Consider the following 17,870-nt stretch of genomic DNA (forward strand, 5'->3'; position numbering starts at 1 on the left):
CGTCAGGCCGGGATCGGGACCAGATCGACTGCGCCGACGGCGTAGCGGGCGAGGACCACCTCGGCGAGCTCGGGTGCTGCGCCGAGCGGGTCGGAGACCGCCACCGCCCCGGCCTCGAGGGCGAGCTCGGTGGCCCGGTCGGGCAGGAAGCCCGGGGCGAGGAACAGCGACCCGACGGCGATGTGACGCTTGCCGTCACGGCGCAGCTCCCGCACCGCCTCGCCCGCTGCTGGCGGTGCCGCTGAGGCGAAGGCCGCGATCACCGGCAGCTTGTGGCGGGCGCCCCAGGCGCGGGCGACGCGGGCGACGTGTGCGTTGGCGAGCGGGTTCGAGGACCCGGCCGCTGCGAGCACGAGGCCGTCGAGCTCGGTGGCTCGGGCCTCGCGAAGGGCCGCGCGCAACCGGAGGTCCAGCACGCCGAGGAAGCTCTTGTGGATGCCGAGGACGTCGGTCGCGAGCACCCGGACGTGAGGATGGCGACGCCGCGCCGCCTCGACGACGGCGGGGACGTCGACGCTGGCGTGGTGGGCGTGGGTCAGGAGGAGCGGGACGACAACGACCTCGTCGTGCCCCTCGGCGACGAGCCGGTCGATCACCGTGAGGGGTGACGGCTCGGAGAGCCCGAGGTAGGACTCCTCCACGCGGAGGTCCGGACGCATGCACCGGACCAACTCCGTCAGTGATGCGATGGTTGCGGCCGAGCGGGGGTCACGGCTCCCGTGAGCGAGAGTGACGAGTGCAGGGGCGGTCATGGTGCATTCCTCCTTCCGAGAGGGTGTCGAAGAGTGGTGTGCGGCATCAGAGGTGGATGCCGCACTCGTTCTTTCCGGTGCCGGCCCAGCGTCCGCTACGGGCGTCGTCGCCCGGAGCGACACGCCGGGTGCAGGGCCAGCACCCGATCGAGGGATATCCGTCGTACTGCAGAGGGTTGACGAGGACGCCGTTCTCGGCGATGTAGCGGTCGACGTCGTCGGCCGTCCAGCGTGCGAGCGGAGAGACCTTGACCTTGCCCTTGCGGCCGTCCCACCCCACGACAGGGGCGATGACGCGGCTGTGCGTCTCGTCCCGGCGCAGTCCGGTGGCCCATGCGTCGTAGCCGGCCAATGCCTCCTCGAGAGGCTTGACCTTGCGGAGCGCGCAGCACAGGTCGGGATCGGTACGGAACAGGTCCTTGCCGTGCGCGGCGTCCTGCTCCGCGACGCTCTGTACGGGCGTGACGGTGATCAGGTTGACCGGCACGGTGGCCTCGACGGCGTCGCGGGTCCCGATGGTCTCCGCGAAGTGGTAGCCGGTGTCGAGGAACACAAGGTCGAGCCCCGGAGCGACCTTGCTCGCGATGTCGGCGAGGACGGCGTCACCCATCGACGACGTGACGCAGAAGCGGTCGCCGAAGTGCTCGACCGCCCACTCCAGGATCAGCTCGGCCGGTGCGAGCTCGAGCTCCGGTCCGGCGATGCGGGCGAGCTCCTCGAGCTCTTCGGTGGACCGCGCGGGGACGTCGTGACGGATCGCGGTGGGCGTCATGCGACGTCACCCCCCGCGGGGATCAACCCGATGAACGAGAGCGAGAAGGCGCGGAGGCAGGCGCGGCACTCCCAGGCGCCGTGACGGGTCCCGTGAGGACGCAGGTCCTCGTCGCCGCAGTAGGGGCAGTGGAAGGGAGCCGCGCGCCCGCTCATCGCAGTTGCTCCTCGTCGGCTCGGGAGACCCACTCGGCGAACGACTCGTCGTCCCTGCGGTGGTCGAGGTATCCGCGGACGACCCGCTCCACGTAGTCGGGGAGCGCCTCCGCGGTGACCTTGTGCGCACGCAGCTTGCGCCCGAAGCCTGGTGTCAGGCCGAGGGCGCCGCCGAGGTGGACCTGGAAGCCTTCGACCTGTCGGCCGCCGTCCAGCACCAGCTGGCCCTTGAGACCGATGTCGGCGGTCTGGATCCGGGCGCAGGAGTTGGGGCACCCGTTGACGTTGACGGTGATCGGCTCGTCGAGCTCGGGGATCCTGCGCTGCATCTCGTCGATGAGGAGGTCCGCGCGGTTCTTGGTGTCGACGATCGCGAGCTTGCAGAACTCGATGCCCGTGCAGGCCATCGTGTTGCGGCGCCACGGCGACGGGTCCGCCTCCAGACCGATCGCGGCCAGCTCGGCGACCAACGAGTCGACCTTGTCGGGGGCGACGTCGAGGACGAGCAGCTTCTGCTGGGCCGTCGTACGGATCCGGTTGCTCCCGTGGGCCTCCACGACGTCGGCGAGCCGGGAGAGGATCGTGCCGGTCACGCGACCGACCTTCGGCGCGACGCCGACGTAGTAGCTGCCGTCGACCTGGCGGTGGACGCCGACGTGGTCCCCGGGCGTACGAGGTGCGGGCGCCTCGGGCCCGTCGACGAGCTTGCGCCTGAGGTACTCGTTCTCGAGCACGTCGCGGAACTTCTCCGGGCCCCAGTCGGCGATGAGGAACTTGATGCGTGCGCGGGTCCGGAGCCGCCGGTAGCCGTAGTCGCGGAAGACCGACGCGATGCCGTGCCAGACCTCGGGGATCTCCTCGAGCGGGACCCACGCGCCGAGGCGCTGCGCGAGCATCGGGTTGGTCGACAGGCCGCCTCCGACGAGCAGGTCGAAGCCTGGGCCGTGATCGGGGTGCACGACACCCGTGAAGGCGACGTCGTTGATCTGCGGGACGACGTCGTGGCTCGGGTGCCCGCTGATCGCGGTCTTGAACTTGCGGGGGAGGTTGGAGAGCTCGGGGTCACCGATGTAGCGGCGCTCGATCTCCTGGACCGCCCAGGTGCCGTCGATGATCTCGTCGGAGGCGATGCCGGCGACGGGGGAGCCGAGGATGACCCGAGGGCAGTCGCCACAGGCCTCCTGGGTGCTGAGCCCGACCGACTCCAGCCGGTCCCAGATCTCGGGCATGTCCTCGACGCGGATCCAGTGGTACTGCACGTTCTGGCGGTCTGTCAGGTCGGCGGTGTCACGGCCGAACTCGGTCGAGATGCCGGCGATGGTCCGCAGCTGGCGCAGGTCGAGCTGGCCTCCGTCGATGCGGACGCGGAGCATGAAGAAGGAGTCCTCGAGCTCTTCGGGCTCGAGCGTGGCAGTCTTGCCGCCGTCGATGCCGGGCTTGCGCTGGGTGTAGAGGCCCCACCAGCGGAAGCGTCCCCGGAGGTCGGCCTTGTCGATCGAGTCGAACCCACCGTGGGCGTAGATGTTCTCGATGCGAGCACGCACGTTGAGCGGGTTGTCGTCCTTCTTGGACTGCTCGTTGGCGTTGAGCGGCTCGCGGTATCCCAGGGCCCACTGGCCGTCGCCCTTGGCGCGGCGGGGGCGGGCGACGCGCACGGGGGCGTCGGTGGTCGCGGTCATGTGGCGTCCTGTCGAAGAATGCTCGGGTGCGATGGTCAGCCGGCGCGTCAGAGGGCCGGGGCGGGGACGATCAACCGCAGCGACACATCATGCTGCGCATCCGACCGAAGTCCACGTGACGGCGTACCGCCAGGTGGGTCGTCTGCGCTGTGAGCATGGTCGTCAGTCTGCGCCGGGTACCCCGTCGAGAGCAACGCTTCATCTCACAAGATGAGATCCTCATCCATATGATGAGACTTTGCCGTCTCTCCTCCCGCCGTTGCAGGGATCGACAGGGGTCTTTGTGACCCGCACCACAGCGGCAACGGCTTAACCCAACGGCGTGACCGAAATGACGGGGCGGAGATCAGCCGAGGACGGGCGTGGCCCGCTCGGCGATGCGGGCCGCCTCCACCCCGCGGGGGAGCGTCCCGAAGGCGCCCGCCCAGTCGCCCCCGATCCGCGAGGCGACGAACGCGTCGGAGACCCCCGGATCGCTGTGGCGGATGAGGAGAGACGCCTGCAGCGCGACCGCCATCTGACCGGCGATGCGCCGGGCCCGGAACTCGGCGTCGTCGAGATCGGCGAGCTCGACCAGCACGTCGTCCACGATGCCGTCGACGCGCGGGTCGTAACCCCGTACGGCACCCATCTCGGTCAACCACGCCTCGAGCGCCTGGGGCTCACGCTGGAGGGCGCGGAGGACGTCGAGCGCGTTCACGTTGCCGCTGCCCTCCCAGATCGAGTTGAGCGGCGACTCTCGGAAGAGCAGCGGCATGCCGGACTCCTCGACGTAGCCGTTGCCGCCGAGGACCTCGAGCGCCTCCGCAACGTGGAAGGGCGTGCGCTTGCACACCCAGAACTTCGCGAGGGGCAGCGCGATCCGGCGCAGCGCCTTCTCGTGCTCGTCGTCGGACCTCTCCACGCTCGCGGCCAGCCGGAGCCCGAGCAGCGTCGCGGCCTCGGACTCGATCGCGAGGTCGGCGAGGACGTTCTGCATCGCCGGCTGCTGCGACAGCGGCGCGCCGAACGCGGACCGCTGCGCGGCGTGCCACGTGGCTTCCGCCACCGAGCGGCGCATCAGCGCCGACGAGCCCAGGACGCAGTCGAGGCGGGTCGAGGCCACCATCTCGATGATCGTCCGGACACCGCGGCCCTCGTCGCCGAGCCGGACTCCCCAGGTGCCGGCGAACTCCAGCTCCGAGGACGCGTTGGACCGGTTGCCGAGCTTGTCCTTGAGGCGGACGACCTGGAGCGGGTTGCGCGTCCCGTCGGGGAGCACCCGCGGCACCACGAAACAGGTGAGTCCGCCCGGCGCCTGCGCAAGCACCAGAAAGAGGTCGTTCATCGGAGCACTCGTGAACCACTTGTGACCGTGCAGCACGTACTCACCGTCGACGGCCGTCGGCGTGGCCGTCGTGACGTTGGTCCGGACGTCGGAGCCGCCTTGCTTCTCCGTCATCCCCATCCCGGCGAGGATCCCCGTCTTCTCCGCGGGGTTGCGCAGCCCGAAGTCGTACGAGGTGGAGGCGAGCAGTGCCGTCCACTGCTTGGCCTGCGCGTCGTCGGCGCGGAGCGCGGGGACCGCGGCGTACGTCATGGTCAGCGGACAGCCGTGCCCCGGGTCGTTGTGGGTCCACGCGACGTACGCCGCAGCACGCCGCAGGTGCGGCTGGGGCTGGTCGCTCACCCACGGTGTCGCGTGCAGCCCGAACCCGATCCCCTGCCTCATCATCCAGTGCCAGGACGGGTGGAACGCGATCTCGTCCACCCGGTTGCCGTAGCGGTCGACCGGGTGGTGGACGGGCCCGTTCTGGTTGGCGAGCATCCCGTGCTCGCGGGCCTCCGCCGAGCCGGCGAGCCGTCCGACGGGCTCCAGCGACGAGAGGACTGCCGGGGCGTCGTCACCGGCGAACGCCCGCACCGCGGCGACGAGCGCGGCGTCGGAGCTCACCGCGTCGTAGCCGACGAGAGGGGCGGCCTGGTTGGTGGAGGCACGCTGCAACGGGTCCATGGCGACACCTTAAATCGTTCGCGCGCGCTGCCGGCCGTTCGTACGGTCAGGCTCATGGAGACGCAGAACGGCGGCGCGACGGCCTGGAGCGGCCGGGTGGTCCGCGTCGACCGCGGACAGGTCCGGGTTCTTGAGCCTCACGGTGACGCGGTGACCGCGCGGGTGGCCGTCCCCGTCTCCGAGCCGGTGGACGCTCCGTGCGTCGGCGACTGGGTCACGGTCGCCGTGGACGGCGACGACCGTGCCGTGGTCGAGGTCCAGCCCCGACGGACGCTGCTGGAGCGGGCGGAGCCGGGAGGGTCTTCGCGGCGCCAGGCGCTCGCCGCCAACGTCGACACCGTCGGGGTCGTCGTCGCGCTCGACCAGATGCCGTCCTTGGAGAAGGTCGAGCGGTTGCTGGTGGTCGCCTGGTCGAGCGGAGCGTCCGTGCGTGTCGTGCTCACCAAAGCCGACCTCGCGCCGGATGCCGGCGACGTCGCCGAGGACGTCGCGACGCAGCTCGGCGCCGACGTCATGGTCTGCAGCATCAGGACCGGGGAGGGGGTCGCAGAGGTCGCGGCGCTCGTTCCGGTCGGTGCCACGCTCGCCCTCGTGGGCTCGTCCGGCGCGGGGAAGTCGTCGCTGGTGAACGCGCTGGCCGGAGAGGAGCTGATCGAGACGGCGTCGATCCGAGCGGACGGCCGGGGCCGGCACACCACAGTCTGGCGCGAGCTGGTCGCGGTCCCCGGTGGCGGCTGGGTCGTGGACACACCCGGTCTGCGTGGCGTCGGAGTCACCGATCCAGACGGGCTGGCAGGTGCGTTCGCCGACGTGGAGGACCTCGTCGAGTCGTGCCGCTTCGCCGACTGCGGCCACCACGTCGAGCCCGGCTGCGCAGTGCGCGCGGCGCTGGACGACGGGACGCTGAGCCTGCGGCGGTACGAGAGCTGGGAGGCGCTGCAGCGTGAGGCCATGTGGCTCCGACGACGCGCCGACGCCCGCCTCGCCGCCGAGCAGAACCGGCACCTCCGTCGCGCGACCCGGGCCCAGCGCCGCCTGCGTCGCGAGCGAGGGCACTGAACCAGGACCGGGGCGGGTCAGTCCCAGAACGTCTTCGGCGCCGGCAGGTGGCGAGCACCGCGACCGGAGTACTGGAAGTGCTGCCAATCCGCGCTCCCCAGCCACCGGAACCCGTGCCGCGCCAAGATCCGCACCACCGCATGGTTGCGGCTGCGGTAGACGAACGCCGCCGGGCTGCGTCGGGAGTCCCAGTCGCGGTTGGGGACGAGGCCCCACGCCGAGCGGTACGGGTTCTCCCAGGTGTTGAGGTCGATGCTGCGCCCCGTGCTGTGCGGGCTGCGCCGTCCCGGTCGTCCCACGACGCTGCGGCAGTTGAATCCCGAGGAGTTGCCGGCGGCCATCGACTTCATGTCGTCGCCACCGCGCAGCCTGCGCGACCAGCCGAAGCGGTCGACCCGGTAGAGCGACCGGATCGGAGCCTTCGCGGCGTGCAGGTCGCGGAACACGCGCTTGGTCGCCTTCGCGACGCGCGCGTGGACCACGATCTCGCCACGGCGCCGATAACCGTCGTAGGCGTAGTAGTTGGTCCGCAGGATCCGGAGTGAGGACCGGCCCACGGGGCAGCCGCGGTGCCAGGTGCGGCCCTTCATCGAGCGCCACACCGCGTTGGAGATCCGGCTGACGGAGACGTGCGCGCCGGCCTTACGTGCTCGAGGCTGCCGGGGGAGCCTGATGCGCGGCGAGGCTGCGCCCGGCGGACGGACGAAGACCCGACCCGGGGGCACGTTGTCGACGACGCGCGGGGCGGAGGTCCCCGCCAGGACGTACGCCGTCCGGGCGGTGCGCAGCTGGTAGGCGACGTCGACACGAGGCTTGACCCGCACCTTCCCGGACCCTGCGCGCACCGCCACCGAGCCGCGCCGTGTCCACGCCGACTCCCCAGAGCGACGACCCCACAGGGCGGCCGTCCCGGTCACCGCGCGACCGTCACCGGTCGTCCAGCGGGCCGTCAGCGTGGCGGTACGGCCGTCGGTGAGCCTGGCCGGCCCGGACAGGGCGAGTCGAGACGGTGCGGCGGTCCCGGTGAGACCCAGCTCGCGAACCGCGGTCCCCTCAACGGTGACGTGACGTACACGCAGTCGCTGGGCGCCCGGGACGACGGAGACGCCCACCGCGTACGAGCCGTCTGACGCGGGCCGCGTCGCGGCCAGCCTCTCCCAGGCTCCGTCGTTGCGACCGCGCTCGAGCAGGATCTCGCCGTCCAACCGTGAGGTGGTGCCGCGGATCGTGGCGGTCGTCCCCGCGTACGCGCTCGCCGGCGCCGAGACGGTGAGCTGGGGCGGTGCGGCGGAGGCCGGTGCCGCACCGAGCAGCGAGCCGACGAGGGCGCCGACCAGGACGGTGACGAGGAGGGTGAGCGCGCGAGCTGCTTTCACCATCCCACCGTAGGCCCCGGCAGAGCCGTTGGCTCGTCCGGCGCACGCGGTGGACGCGGGGTCTCAGGCGTCCTGGATGCGGGCGAAGGGACGCGCTGCCTCGAGCTCGTAGGCGAGCTCCAGCAGCGTCCGCTCGTCACCGTGGTCGGCGGACAGGTGGGACCCGATGGGAAGCCCCGAGCGGGTCTGCCCGAGAGGCAGCGAGATCGCCGGCCCTCCCGCGACGTTGTTGAGCGGTGTGAAGCCGACGTAGGAATACAGACGCGCGAAGAGCCGGTCGAAGTCCAGCGTCGGCGAGAGGTAGCCGAGCTTGGGCGTCGTGTGCGAGAGCACGGGGGAGAGCAGCACGTCGTAGGTCGCGAAGATCGCGCGGTAGGAGTGCTGGGCGCGGCGAAGGCGGTAGATCGCTCCGGGGAACCGGCGGACACCCTTGCGGAACGCCGCGGCGAGGCCCTGGGTGAGATTGTCCGTCAGCGCCGGGTCGAAGTCGGGTCCGAGGCCACGCTTGCCGGAGACGGTGAGGTACCAGGCGAGGAACCCCCAGTAGAGCGCGAAGTCGTCGGCGAACTGCTGGGTGATCGGGAGCGGCATCTCCTCGACGTGGTGGCCGAGCGACGCCAGGAGCTCGGCGGTCCCGGTGGTTGCGTCGTGGGTCTCGCGGTCGCTGGCCCGCGTCACCGAGTCGTGGATGACGCCGATGCGCAGTCGGGTCGTGCCCGGGCCCTCGACGAGCCGGACCGCAGGCAGGCGCGGGTTGCGGTAGGTGCGCTCGGCGGCCGCGAAGAACCGAGCCGTGTCGCGCACCGACCGCGTGACGACACCCTGCGTCACCACCTTGACCGGCATCGTCTCGTCGAGGCGGTCAGGAGTGATGCGACCACGGGTCGGCTTGAGGCCCACCAGCCCGCACGCCGCCGCCGGGATGCGGATGGATCCGCCGCCGTCGTTCGCGTGAGCGAGGGGGACCGCCCCGGCGGCCACGAGCGCCGCCGAGCCACCGGACGACGCACCGGACGAGTACGCAGGGTTCCACGGGTTGCGCACCGGCGGCCGGGTCATGAACTCGGTGGTCGCGCTGAACCCGAACTCCGGGAGCCGGGACTTCCCGAGGTAGGTCAGGCCCTGGTCGGACCACATCCGTACGAAGTCGCTGTCGGCGCGGGCGAGTCGCGGCGCGTACGCCTCCGAGCCGTTGCCCGTCGGCCAGCCCGCGACGTCGACGTTGTCCTTGACGAAGGTCGGCACTCCACCGAACGCGCCCGCTGCGGCACGGTCGGCCGCGTCGAGCGCTCGGTCGGCGTCGAGGTGCTCGACGGCATCGAGGGCGGACACCGCCTCGACCCGGGCGAGCGCCGCCTCGGCGACCTCGCGCGGCTTGATCTGACGGGTCGCGACGAGCTCGGCGACGCCGGTCGCGTCCAGGTCACCGAGAACGTCGTCACCGAACGCGTGGACGCGAGGTGAGTGCGGCACGGGGGCTCCTGAGGCATGCGTGTGTCCGAGGTCACTGGGAGCGTATCAGTGGGATCCCGCACCGCCGAGGCCTCTGCAGGGCGCGCTGACGTACGGCGGCCACGGTCTCACGGCGGTACGCTGCCAGGCGCGGAACAGGCGGGCTCCGGCCCTGGCTCGAGGAGGACGGACGTGACGGCACACGGGGGCAACAGGGCGATCGTCGCCGCTCTCGCGGCCAACCTGGGGATCGCGGTCACGAAGTTCGTCGCCTTCCTCCTCACCGGTGCCTCGTCCATGCTCGCCGAGTCCGTGCACTCGGTCGCCGACTCCGGCAACCAGGGGCTGCTGCTCCTCGGAGGCAAGCGTGCCCGGCGTCGGGCCGACGAGCGCCATCCGTTCGGGTACGGGCGGGAGCGGTACATCTACGCGTTCATCGTGTCCATCGTGCTGTTCTCCGTCGGTGGTCTCTTCGCGTTGTACGAGGCCTGGCACAAGTGGGAGGACCCGCACCCGATCGACTCCTGGCAGTGGGTGCCGATCGTGGTGCTGCTGGCCGCGATCGGGATGGAGGGGTTCTCCTTCCGCACCGCCATCGTCGAGTCCAACGCCGTCCGCGGGCCCCAGTCGTGGGTCTCGTTCATCCGCAACGCGAAGTCGCCGGAGCTCCCGGTCGTCCTTCTCGAGGACTTCGGCGCCCTGATCGGCCTGGTCCTGGCGCTCTTCGGTGTCGGCATGACCCTGACGACCGACGACGGGCGCTGGGACGCCCTCGGTACGGCCGGCATCGGGGTGCTCCTCGTCTCCATCGCCGTAGTGCTGGCGATCGAGATCAAGTCCCTGCTCCTCGGTGAGTCGGCGAGCCGCAAGGACGTCGACGCCATCAAGGCGGCTGTCGTCGGGGAGGGCGTGCCGTCGGTCATCCACCTGCGTACCCTCCACCTGGGCCCGGAGGAGCTGCTGGTCGCCGCGAAGATCGAGGTCGACACCACGGAGGACGCCGCCGACATCGCCGCGGCCATCGACGGTGCGGAGGCTCGGATCCGCGCCGCCGTCCCGATCGCCCGGGTCATCTACCTCGAGCCGGACCTCCGCAGGTCGGCGTCCACGGCCGCACCCGCCGACCTCGGGCCCGACGCCTAGCCCGGGAGCACGCGCAGGATGCGGTCGGCTCCGTTGCCGTTGGAGGTCGACACGTACAGCGCGCCCCCGGGTGCGACCGTGATCGCCCGCAGCCGGCCGTACCGGCCCTGGAGCGCCACCGACTGGCCACGCAGCCGCCCTCGCTTGTCGAACCGCAGCAGGCGGATCTGCTCGGCCTTCAGCGCCGTCACCGCGAGCACGCGCCCGGCCCGGTTGCCCCAGACCGACCCCCGCAGCCAGGCGGCAGCCGTCGTCGCGAGGGTCGTGCGGCCCGAACGCCACCGTGCGCTGCGCTGCTTGCCCGGGAGCCGGTGGTTCGTCATGGGGACGGACTCGTTGTAGCCCGGCACCGGGTTCCACCCGTAGTTGCCCTTGCGGAACAGCGCGTTGACCTCGTCGTCGCGTGAGGAGCCCTGCTCGACCGACCACATGCGGCCCGCACGCCGTGCGAGGCCCTGCACGTTGCGGTGGCCGTAGGTGTAGACCCGGCGCTTCATCGCGTAGCGGGACTTCGCGTACGGGTTCGTCCGCAGACCGCGACCCGTCCGCGCATCGACGCGGAGGACCTTCCCGCCCCCGGACCGGAGCCGTTGCGGGTTGCGCCCGACCACGGCGTCACCGGTCCCGATGAAGAGCGTCCTGCCCGCGCCGAAGGCCAGTGCGCACCCACCGTGGCGTCCGGTGGTGGCGGGGAGCCCTCGCACGATCGTCGTGACCAGGCGGGCACGGGTGCGGGCGGCGTTGAGGCGCCAGCGGGCCACACGGACGTCCGTCGTCGAGCCCGAGCGGTAGCCGTGGCAGGTGTAGAAGGCCCCGGTACGGGCGAAGTCAGGCGCGAGCTCGAGCGCCATGAGCCCGGTCTCCCCGCTCGCCCAGATTCCCCTCGCTCGCCCCACGACGCGCTTGCCGCCGCTGAGGGTGCCGATCGAGATCGTACGGCGGGCGCGCTCGGTGAACAGGAACTGCCGAGAAGAGATGAACGCGATGTCCCAGGGATGGTCGAGGCCACCCAGGACGGTGGTGACGCGCATCGGCGCGGCTCTCAGGGCCGCGGCCGGGGCCGGGGCCGTCGTGGGCCGGGCGGAAGCGGTGCTGGGAGCGATCGGTGGGGCAGCCCCGCTCTCGCGCTCCGCACCCGCCCCGGCTTCGGGGACGAGCAGGGCCGCGGCGGCCAGGCCTGCGATGGCGACGGCGGATCTCCTCATACCTCAGTCTCACTCCGACCGACCGATCGCGCGAGAGGTCGACGGGGCCGTCGTACGCGGCCGTCACGCCCGACGGCGGAGGAAGGGCCGCACCAGCGCGACCAGGTCGTCACCCGGAGCGGCGCCGAGCTCGTGGCGGAGTCGTTGCGCGTACGCACGGTAGCGTCGCGCGGCCTCGAAGCGGTTCCCCTCGGTCACCAGCGCCTGGACGAGGACCGTCACCGCCGACTCGCGCAGCGGCTCCGCACAGACGGCGGCAAGTCCTGCTCCGGTCGCCAACGTGTAGGCGCCTGCCGCCGACGCGGTCCTGCACACCGCCTCGAGAGCCTGGATACGGTGCAGGTGGAACTGGTCCTGCTCGTCCAGCACCCAGGACTCGTACCACCCGGGCAGCAGGTCGTGCTTGAGCATCTCCACCTCCTCCGCTCCCACCTCGGCGTCGGCCAGGGCCTGGTCGGCCACGCGGCGCGCCTCGCCCAGGTCGACGCTCGCCGCCAGCTCCAGGTCGGGGCCGTCGGCACGGACCCAGCGGCGGGGGAGCTGCCAGAGGGCACGCCGCACGTTCGCGCGCGCCCTTGCCTCCGTCAGCTCTGGCCAGAGGTCGGTGCCGGTGAGGAGCCGATTCACCCGGGGTCCCTTCACCGCGGCGTAGGCGAGCAGCCGCCGTCCGGCTCCCGAGAGGCGTTCGGGGGGACGTGTCCCGAGCCCTCCGAGGACGCCGACGCGGCGCGATCCGTTCGAGCTGGTCACCGTTTGCTCCTGGTCCCTGGCACGTCCTGAGTAGGCGTCCGGGGGCCACGTGCCGCGGAGTCGAGCGAGGGCCGGGCGACGGCGGCGTGGGTTCGACCTCACGAGCATAGGGGCCCCCGGGCTCGCGCTCGCGGGCATTGTCACCTGCGCCCGACGACGAGGACGCGCCGCGCACGAAACAGGGACGCAGCACGGACGCGAACCGACCAGGGCGGGGTACGGGGCCTCGTCGCGGCGGGGACGACAGCGAGACCCCGCCGGCTACGGCGGCCCTGCAGGCTGCTGGTTGTCGCGCATCGACAAGCTCCGGGAGGGTCTCATGACCGTGATCGACCAAGCTGCAGGGGAACGCCTCGAGGGAGAGGTCGAGACCCCCTTCGCCGAGGACGCCACCACGCTGGAGACGCTGCCCTCGACCCTCGGCTTCCTCCCGTGGACCGAGGTGACAACGCCGTTCGCCGAGCTGCTCACCGGCGAGGCCGAGGGAGACGGGGAGACGGCAGAGGTCATCGCCGAAGCCTTCGAGAGCATCCACGACGAGCAGTTCGACGAGGCTCTTGCCGAGCTCATCGCGGAGACCGCGGAAGCGGCCGAGACGGGGCTGGTCGCCGAGCAGCCGCAGCAGCTCGCTCTGCAGCGGCAGCAGATCGCCGATGCCCACCTGGCACCGATCGGCTCCGAGGCCGAGCGGTGCGTCCAACGGTTCGCCGACCACCTGCAGAACCTGGACGTCGAGGCGATGGCACCCGACCAGCTCGACGAGCTCCTCGGCCGCTTCGAGGTCGGGGAGCTGGACGTCACTCCAGCGGGCGAGGAGTTCATCGGAGGCCTGATCAAGAAGGCCAAGAGCGTCGTGAAGACGGTGGTCAGCACTGCGGGCAAGATCGGGAAGGCGGCGCTCTCGGTGCTCGGCCCCATCCTCAACAAGCTGAAGGCGCTCGTGCGCCCGCTGCTCCAGCGCGTCCTCGCGATCGCCATCAACAAGCTTCCGGCAGCGCTGCACGAACCCGCTCGCGCTCTCGCGCGGCGCTTCGGGCTGGCCCAGAAGGAGACCGAGGACCTCGTCGAGACCGAGGGTGACGCCGAGGAGGAGTTCCTCGTCTCGTCGTTCGCCCCGACGCCGGTGACCGCGGGAGATCCCGAGAGTCTTGCCGAGTCCTTCGACGCGGCTCTGGCGGAGTCCGTCCTCGGTGGTGAGTCGCTGGAGCAAGGGGAGAGCTTCGGCCACGACCAGGAACGCGGCGCCGCTCCGGCGGCGTCCGACGAGCTCGAGTCGCTGGCAGCGGCTCGCAGCGCGTTCATCGACCGCGTCGCCTCGGCACAGGAGGGTGAGGACCTCACCCCGGCGATCGACCAGTTCCTCCCCGCGATCCTGCCCGCGCTCAGGCTCGGCGTCCGGCTCGTCGGTCGCCCGAAGGTGGTGGGCTTCCTGTCGGGTTTCCTCGCCAAGCTCATCGGACAGTGGGTCGGGCCGAAGCTCTCCGGCCCCCTGTCGTCGGCGATCGTCGATGTGGGCATGCGTGTGATCGGGCTCGAGCAAGGCCGTCCGGGCGATCTCGAGCAGGAGGCTGCCCCCGCGGCGCTCGCTGCGACGGTCGAGGACACGGTGCGGCGGCTCTCGGAGCAGCCGGCGGCGTTCTTCGAGGACGAGGACCTCCTCCAGGTGGCTCTGTCCGAGGCCTTCGAGGAGGCGGTGGCAGCGAACTTCCCCACCCAGCTCGTACGGCCCGACCTGCAGATCGCGCCGTCGCTCGGCGGGTCGTTCGTCGTCCGGCACGCTCGCACGGCCTACGCCTACAAGAAGTTCTCCCGGGTGCCCGAGATCGAGGTGACCGCTGCGGTCGCCTCGACCGTGACGACATTCGGCGGCGTCACGCTGGCTGCCGCGCTGCGAGCAGCGGGGATCGCCCTGCCGGGACGGTTCCGCGTGCACGTGTACGAGTCAGGTCCGGGGACGACGTTGGTGCGCCTCGCGCGACTCGAGAGGATCGCGGGGTCGGCGTCCGCCCGAGGTGCGCACAGCCAGCTGCATCCGCTGACGATCGCCAACGCGGGGGTGCTGCTGCGCGAGCCGCGGCTCGGTGTCGATGCCCCCGTCCGCTTCCTGGCGTCGCGCCACCGCATCTCCGTGGGCCAGCGCTTCTTCCGTCTCGAGCCTGTGGGCCAGAGCGGCGCTCCCGACGCGACGCCGGGTTCGGCCGCCGAGGCCGTCCGTCCGAGCGACGGCAGGGTCAGGAGCGACGAGTCACGTGGCGACGTCCGCCTGTCGCTGTTCTTCTCCGAGGCCGACGCGCAACGCCTCGCCGCTGCCGTCGCCTCGGGCCGCGGGGGCACGACCCTGCTCCGCGCGCTGCTCCGCTCTGCCTTCGCGACGGCGCGGGGTCCGCGTCGGCGTCGACCCACGGCACCGCGGGGACGGGGCCGAGGGCGTGGGCGAGGGCCGTCGCGTGCGCAGCGGCGGTTGCGTGCGGGCCTGGCCAAGGCGTTGGCCGAGTTCGTCCGGACGCGGGGCAACGAGTTCGTGCGGGCCGCCCAGGACCCGGCTCGCGGAGTCACCGTTCAGGTGCATCTGCGAGGCGTCGCCGGCCCGGCCGACGACGCGGACGCCGGTGAGACGCCCGGGACGGCGCCACAGGCTGCGACCGCCGGCAGCAACGGGACGACGGCGGTGCCCGCGGCGCCCGCCACGGTCACGGTCGTCCCCGGGAGGGTCGAACCGTGAACGAGCACCGCCTGATCGCCGACGAGCTCGAGCGTCAGCTCGGTCACTGGACCGGTGCCGCGCAGTGCTTCGTCGACGCCGAGGAGTTCGCGTCACGGCACGCGTGGGAGTCGCTCGAGCGCTCGATCGGCCTGCCGGTGCGGACCCAGCTGGCGCAGACGGTCGACCAGCTGCTGGAGAACGGCCGGACGACCACGGCGGCGGTCCGGGCCAGTCGCCTGGATCCCGGGCGGCTCGCGGAGGCGCACGCAGCGGTGCAGCAGTTCCGCCGTCGCTACGTCCAGGTGGAGACGACGCTGGACTTCTTCGGACAGGCGGTCAACACCCGCACGAGCACACATCTCCGTACGACGCTGCAGTTCCTCGACTCGGTCGCCTACCAGAGCATCGAGCAGGTCCTGCGGCCGCTCGGCCTCCCTGTTCCCCCAGTGCTCACGTACCTGGGGGAGGGCTTGGGCGCCAGCATCCTCCGGGTGGGGATCCGGCTCTGGGCCCCTGGGGCCGTCAACCCCGTCGCCGCCGTCAAGATCGTGCGGCACAACCTTTATCGTCCCACCTCGCTCTTCCACGAGACGGGGCACCAGGTCGCCCACCTCGCGGGATGGAACGCCGCCCTCGCGGACGCGCTCGGCAAGACCCTCGCCGACGATCCCGCCCTGAAGGCGATGTGGCAGCCGTGGAGCAGCGAGATCGCTGCGGACGTGTACGCGTTCGTCCTGACCGGGTTCGCCTCCGTCGCCGCCCTGCACGACGTGGTCGGCGACGAGCGGACGCTCTTCCGGTGGCCGTTGGGGGATCCGCACCCGATCGGGTGGTTGCGAACCCTGCTGGGCTGCGCGATGTGTCGGCGTGCGTACGGCCCTGGGCCGTGGGACCGGCTCGAGCGGGCGGTCATGACGACCTATCCGGCGAGCCGTGCCGACGCGAGCAGCGTGCCGCTCATCCTGCGTTCGCAGCGTCGCCTGGACGCGATCGCCGCGACCTGCCTCGACACCCCGGTGCCCGGGTTCCGGGACCGGCCGGTCAGTGCGCTGGTCGACCCCCAGCGGGTGTCGCCGTCGGCGCTCGCGGAGCTGGAGCGGAGCGCAGGACCCGCGCTGTGGACCTCGCCGCACTGGCGCGGGACGGAGGGCATCCGGCTGATCGCCCTCGCCGGGCTGCGGGAGGCCGAGAACCCTGAGAGGGCCGGCGAGTGGATCTCGCGGGCGAGGACCTGGATGACCGGACAACGGAGCGTCGCCGCGTGAGCGGCGCCTAGCGGAGGTGGCAGACGTGGCGAAGAAGACGAGCGCGAACCCGACGACCAGGTCGCTGGCGTCGTCGATGGAGACGATCGAGGAGCGCACGGAGGAGCTGCTCGAGGCTGTCGAGGCGATGCAGCACAGCTCGTCGCGGGAGTTCGCCAAGGTGTGGACGACGCTCGGCGGGATCGCCGGGCTCGACGGCCTCGCGGTCGGCCTTGCCGAGATCGCGGAGGTGATGGGACCGCTGCGCAGCATCGTCCCGCCGTCCACCGCCCTCGAGCTCGATCCCGGGGTCGGTGAGGCACTCGCCGTCATCCGGGACTCGCTCGGCGGGGACCGGGACTCCAACTTCCAGCAGCTGGCCACGGACTACGAGCTCCCCGTCTCGTTCATCGGTCAGGCCCGGCCGGTGGTCACCGGCCCGTACTACGAGGAGCAGGTGGCATGATCACGCAGCTCGTCCAGCAGCTCGGCGGCGGTCCCGCCGCGGAGGCCCAGGTCATCACCGCGGACCCGCTCGACCTCGTCTGGCGCATGGAGCAGGTCCTCGACGCGGCCAACCCGTGGGCACCGAACCCGCCCCCGGCCGGCCCCGCGCGCGTCGCGCTCTTCAACCAGGGGGCGTTCGGCGGCGTCGCGATGCCGTCGCAGCCGGCGTGGGACCACCTGATCTATGCCTACGCGATCGAGAACACCCGTGCCGCCCACATCCTGGCGCGTGTCGTGCGTGCGTTCCGTGGTGGCGAAGGGCTCGGCATCCCCTCGGTGTCGACGCAGCGCTGGCTGGACGCGACCGAGACCTTGTTGTTCGGCGCCCACAACCCCGTGGCCGCGTGGCTGTCGACGAGCGCCGTGCGTCCCGACGCCGAAGCCGTACGCCGCAACGCGTACTACCGGATGTTCGGCATGGACCTCGCCCACGGCACCGACGCCAACGCGCCGTACCCGTACGAGAAGGCCGAGGCCTCGAACCGGACGTTCGTCGCGCTGCTCGAGGAGCTGCTGTACGAGCTGTGGCGCGCGATCGAGAACGTGCGGAACCTGGTCGCTGGCAACACCACCGACGACGACCGAATCTATCGGCTCGCCGAGCAGATCGGGTTCATGCTGCGCTCCCGCCGCCAGAACGCGCTGCTGAGCCGCGAGGAGCTCGCGGCGACGACCGCGATGGGATGGGTGGAGCTGACGCTCGGCTCCAACACTCCGGTCGTGGTGGACCTGCGGGCTCAGGCGACGAGCGCGGCCGACCGGCTCCGGGTGATCGGCGAGCGGGTCGGGCTGACACCGCACTCGCGGGCGAACTCGTTCTTCGCGATGGCCCAGGAGCTGTCCCTGGTGCTGCGTGCGCTCGAGGCCGGCTGGGTGACCGACAGCGGCACCGCATGGTTGCTGTATCAGAGCACAGTGCCGCCGGCCCTGCCACCGTTGCCGCCCGGCGCGGTCCCGCTGGGCACCGAGGTGCGTCGCGTGATCACCGAGTGGGCGGCTGCGAGCGGGCGCAACCTCAAGGAACGCCCGACACCGATCCAGGTCGTCGCCGCACCGCGGCCGCTGACCAAGCGATGACG

15 protein-coding genes are annotated in these 17,870 nt (G+C 71.8%); 6 read left to right on the plus strand and 9 right to left on the minus strand.

Translation table 11 applies throughout. From position 1 onward, the window contains the following. Positions 1–2 precede the first annotated feature (2 nt). From KV102_RS18135 to KV102_RS18155, 5 genes are all read right to left on the minus strand, one after another. The gene (locus KV102_RS18135; protein ID WP_220347114.1) at positions 3–752 is read right to left on the minus strand and encodes a sirohydrochlorin chelatase; all 750 of its coding nucleotides are present in this window, start codon (positions 750–752) and stop codon (positions 3–5) included. Between the two features lie 46 nt (positions 753–798). Next, positions 799–1,524, minus strand: a complete 726-nt coding sequence (locus tag KV102_RS18140; RefSeq protein ID WP_220344514.1) for a phosphoadenylyl-sulfate reductase — start codon at positions 1,522–1,524, stop codon at positions 799–801. Further along, complete coding sequence (locus KV102_RS18145; protein ID WP_220344516.1) at positions 1,521–1,679, minus strand: hypothetical protein; 159 nt, start codon at positions 1,677–1,679, stop codon at positions 1,521–1,523. The genes KV102_RS18140 and KV102_RS18145 overlap by 4 nt, the downstream gene beginning before the upstream one ends. After that, entirely contained in the window at positions 1,676–3,358 is a 1,683-nt protein-coding gene (locus tag KV102_RS18150) for a nitrite/sulfite reductase (protein WP_220347115.1), read from the minus strand. Before KV102_RS18150 ends, KV102_RS18145 begins: the two co-directional genes overlap by 4 nt. Positions 3,359–3,704: 346 nt before the next feature. Next, a complete protein-coding gene (locus KV102_RS18155) occupies positions 3,705–5,351 on the minus strand; it encodes an acyl-CoA dehydrogenase family protein (RefSeq protein ID WP_220347116.1) in 1,647 nt (548 codons plus the stop codon). A 54-nt stretch (positions 5,352–5,405) separates the two neighbouring features. Here KV102_RS18155 and rsgA point away from each other — a divergent pair, with 54 nt between their 5' ends. Then, on the plus strand, positions 5,406–6,410 hold the full coding sequence (gene rsgA / locus KV102_RS18160) for a ribosome small subunit-dependent GTPase A (RefSeq protein ID WP_220344521.1): 1,005 nt from the start codon (positions 5,406–5,408) through the stop codon (positions 6,408–6,410). 17 nt (positions 6,411–6,427) lie between these two features. On the opposite strand, the gene KV102_RS19690 is transcribed toward rsgA, so the two are convergent. Further along, a complete protein-coding gene (locus KV102_RS19690; RefSeq protein ID WP_220344523.1) occupies positions 6,428–7,786 on the minus strand; it encodes a M15 family metallopeptidase in 1,359 nt (452 codons plus the stop codon). Positions 7,787–7,849: 63 nt separating this feature from the next. Next, a complete protein-coding gene (locus KV102_RS18170) occupies positions 7,850–9,259 on the minus strand; it encodes an amidase (protein WP_220347117.1) in 1,410 nt (469 codons plus the stop codon). Between the two features lie 120 nt (positions 9,260–9,379). Here KV102_RS18170 and KV102_RS18175 point away from each other — a divergent pair, with 120 nt between their 5' ends. Continuing rightward, entirely contained in the window at positions 9,380–10,381 is a 1,002-nt protein-coding gene (locus tag KV102_RS18175) for a cation diffusion facilitator family transporter (RefSeq protein WP_374197371.1), read from the plus strand. On the opposite strand, the gene KV102_RS18180 is transcribed toward KV102_RS18175, so the two are convergent. Beyond that, positions 10,378–11,586, minus strand: a complete 1,209-nt coding sequence (locus KV102_RS18180) for a sorbosone dehydrogenase family protein (protein WP_220347119.1) — start codon at positions 11,584–11,586, stop codon at positions 10,378–10,380. The genes KV102_RS18175 and KV102_RS18180 overlap by 4 nt on opposite strands. A gap of 63 nt (positions 11,587–11,649) precedes the next feature. Then, complete coding sequence (locus KV102_RS18185) at positions 11,650–12,336, minus strand: bacterial transcriptional activator domain-containing protein (RefSeq protein WP_220347120.1); 687 nt, start codon at positions 12,334–12,336, stop codon at positions 11,650–11,652. Positions 12,337–12,655: 319 nt separating this feature from the next. Here KV102_RS18185 and KV102_RS18190 point away from each other — a divergent pair, with 319 nt between their 5' ends. From KV102_RS18190 to KV102_RS18205, 4 genes are read left to right on the plus strand one after another with little or no spacing between them, the layout of a single operon-like run. Then, complete coding sequence (locus KV102_RS18190) at positions 12,656–15,058, plus strand: hypothetical protein (RefSeq protein WP_220344532.1); 2,403 nt, start codon at positions 12,656–12,658, stop codon at positions 15,056–15,058. Then, positions 15,055–16,305: a hypothetical protein gene (locus KV102_RS18195; RefSeq protein WP_220344533.1), complete on the plus strand. Its 1,251-nt coding sequence runs from the start codon at positions 15,055–15,057 to the stop codon at positions 16,303–16,305. The genes KV102_RS18190 and KV102_RS18195 overlap by 4 nt, the downstream gene beginning before the upstream one ends. 25 nt (positions 16,306–16,330) lie before the next feature. Continuing rightward, a complete protein-coding gene (locus KV102_RS18200; RefSeq protein WP_220344535.1) occupies positions 16,331–16,750 on the plus strand; it encodes a hypothetical protein in 420 nt (139 codons plus the stop codon). Beyond that, positions 16,747–17,868: a hypothetical protein gene (locus KV102_RS18205; protein ID WP_220344538.1), complete on the plus strand. Its 1,122-nt coding sequence runs from the start codon at positions 16,747–16,749 to the stop codon at positions 17,866–17,868. The genes KV102_RS18200 and KV102_RS18205 overlap by 4 nt, the downstream gene beginning before the upstream one ends. Positions 17,869–17,870: the final 2 nt, after the last annotated feature.

It is taken from the genome of Mumia sp. zg.B53, assembly GCF_019550935.1.
GTDB lineage: Bacteria > Actinomycetota > Actinomycetes > Propionibacteriales > Nocardioidaceae > Mumia.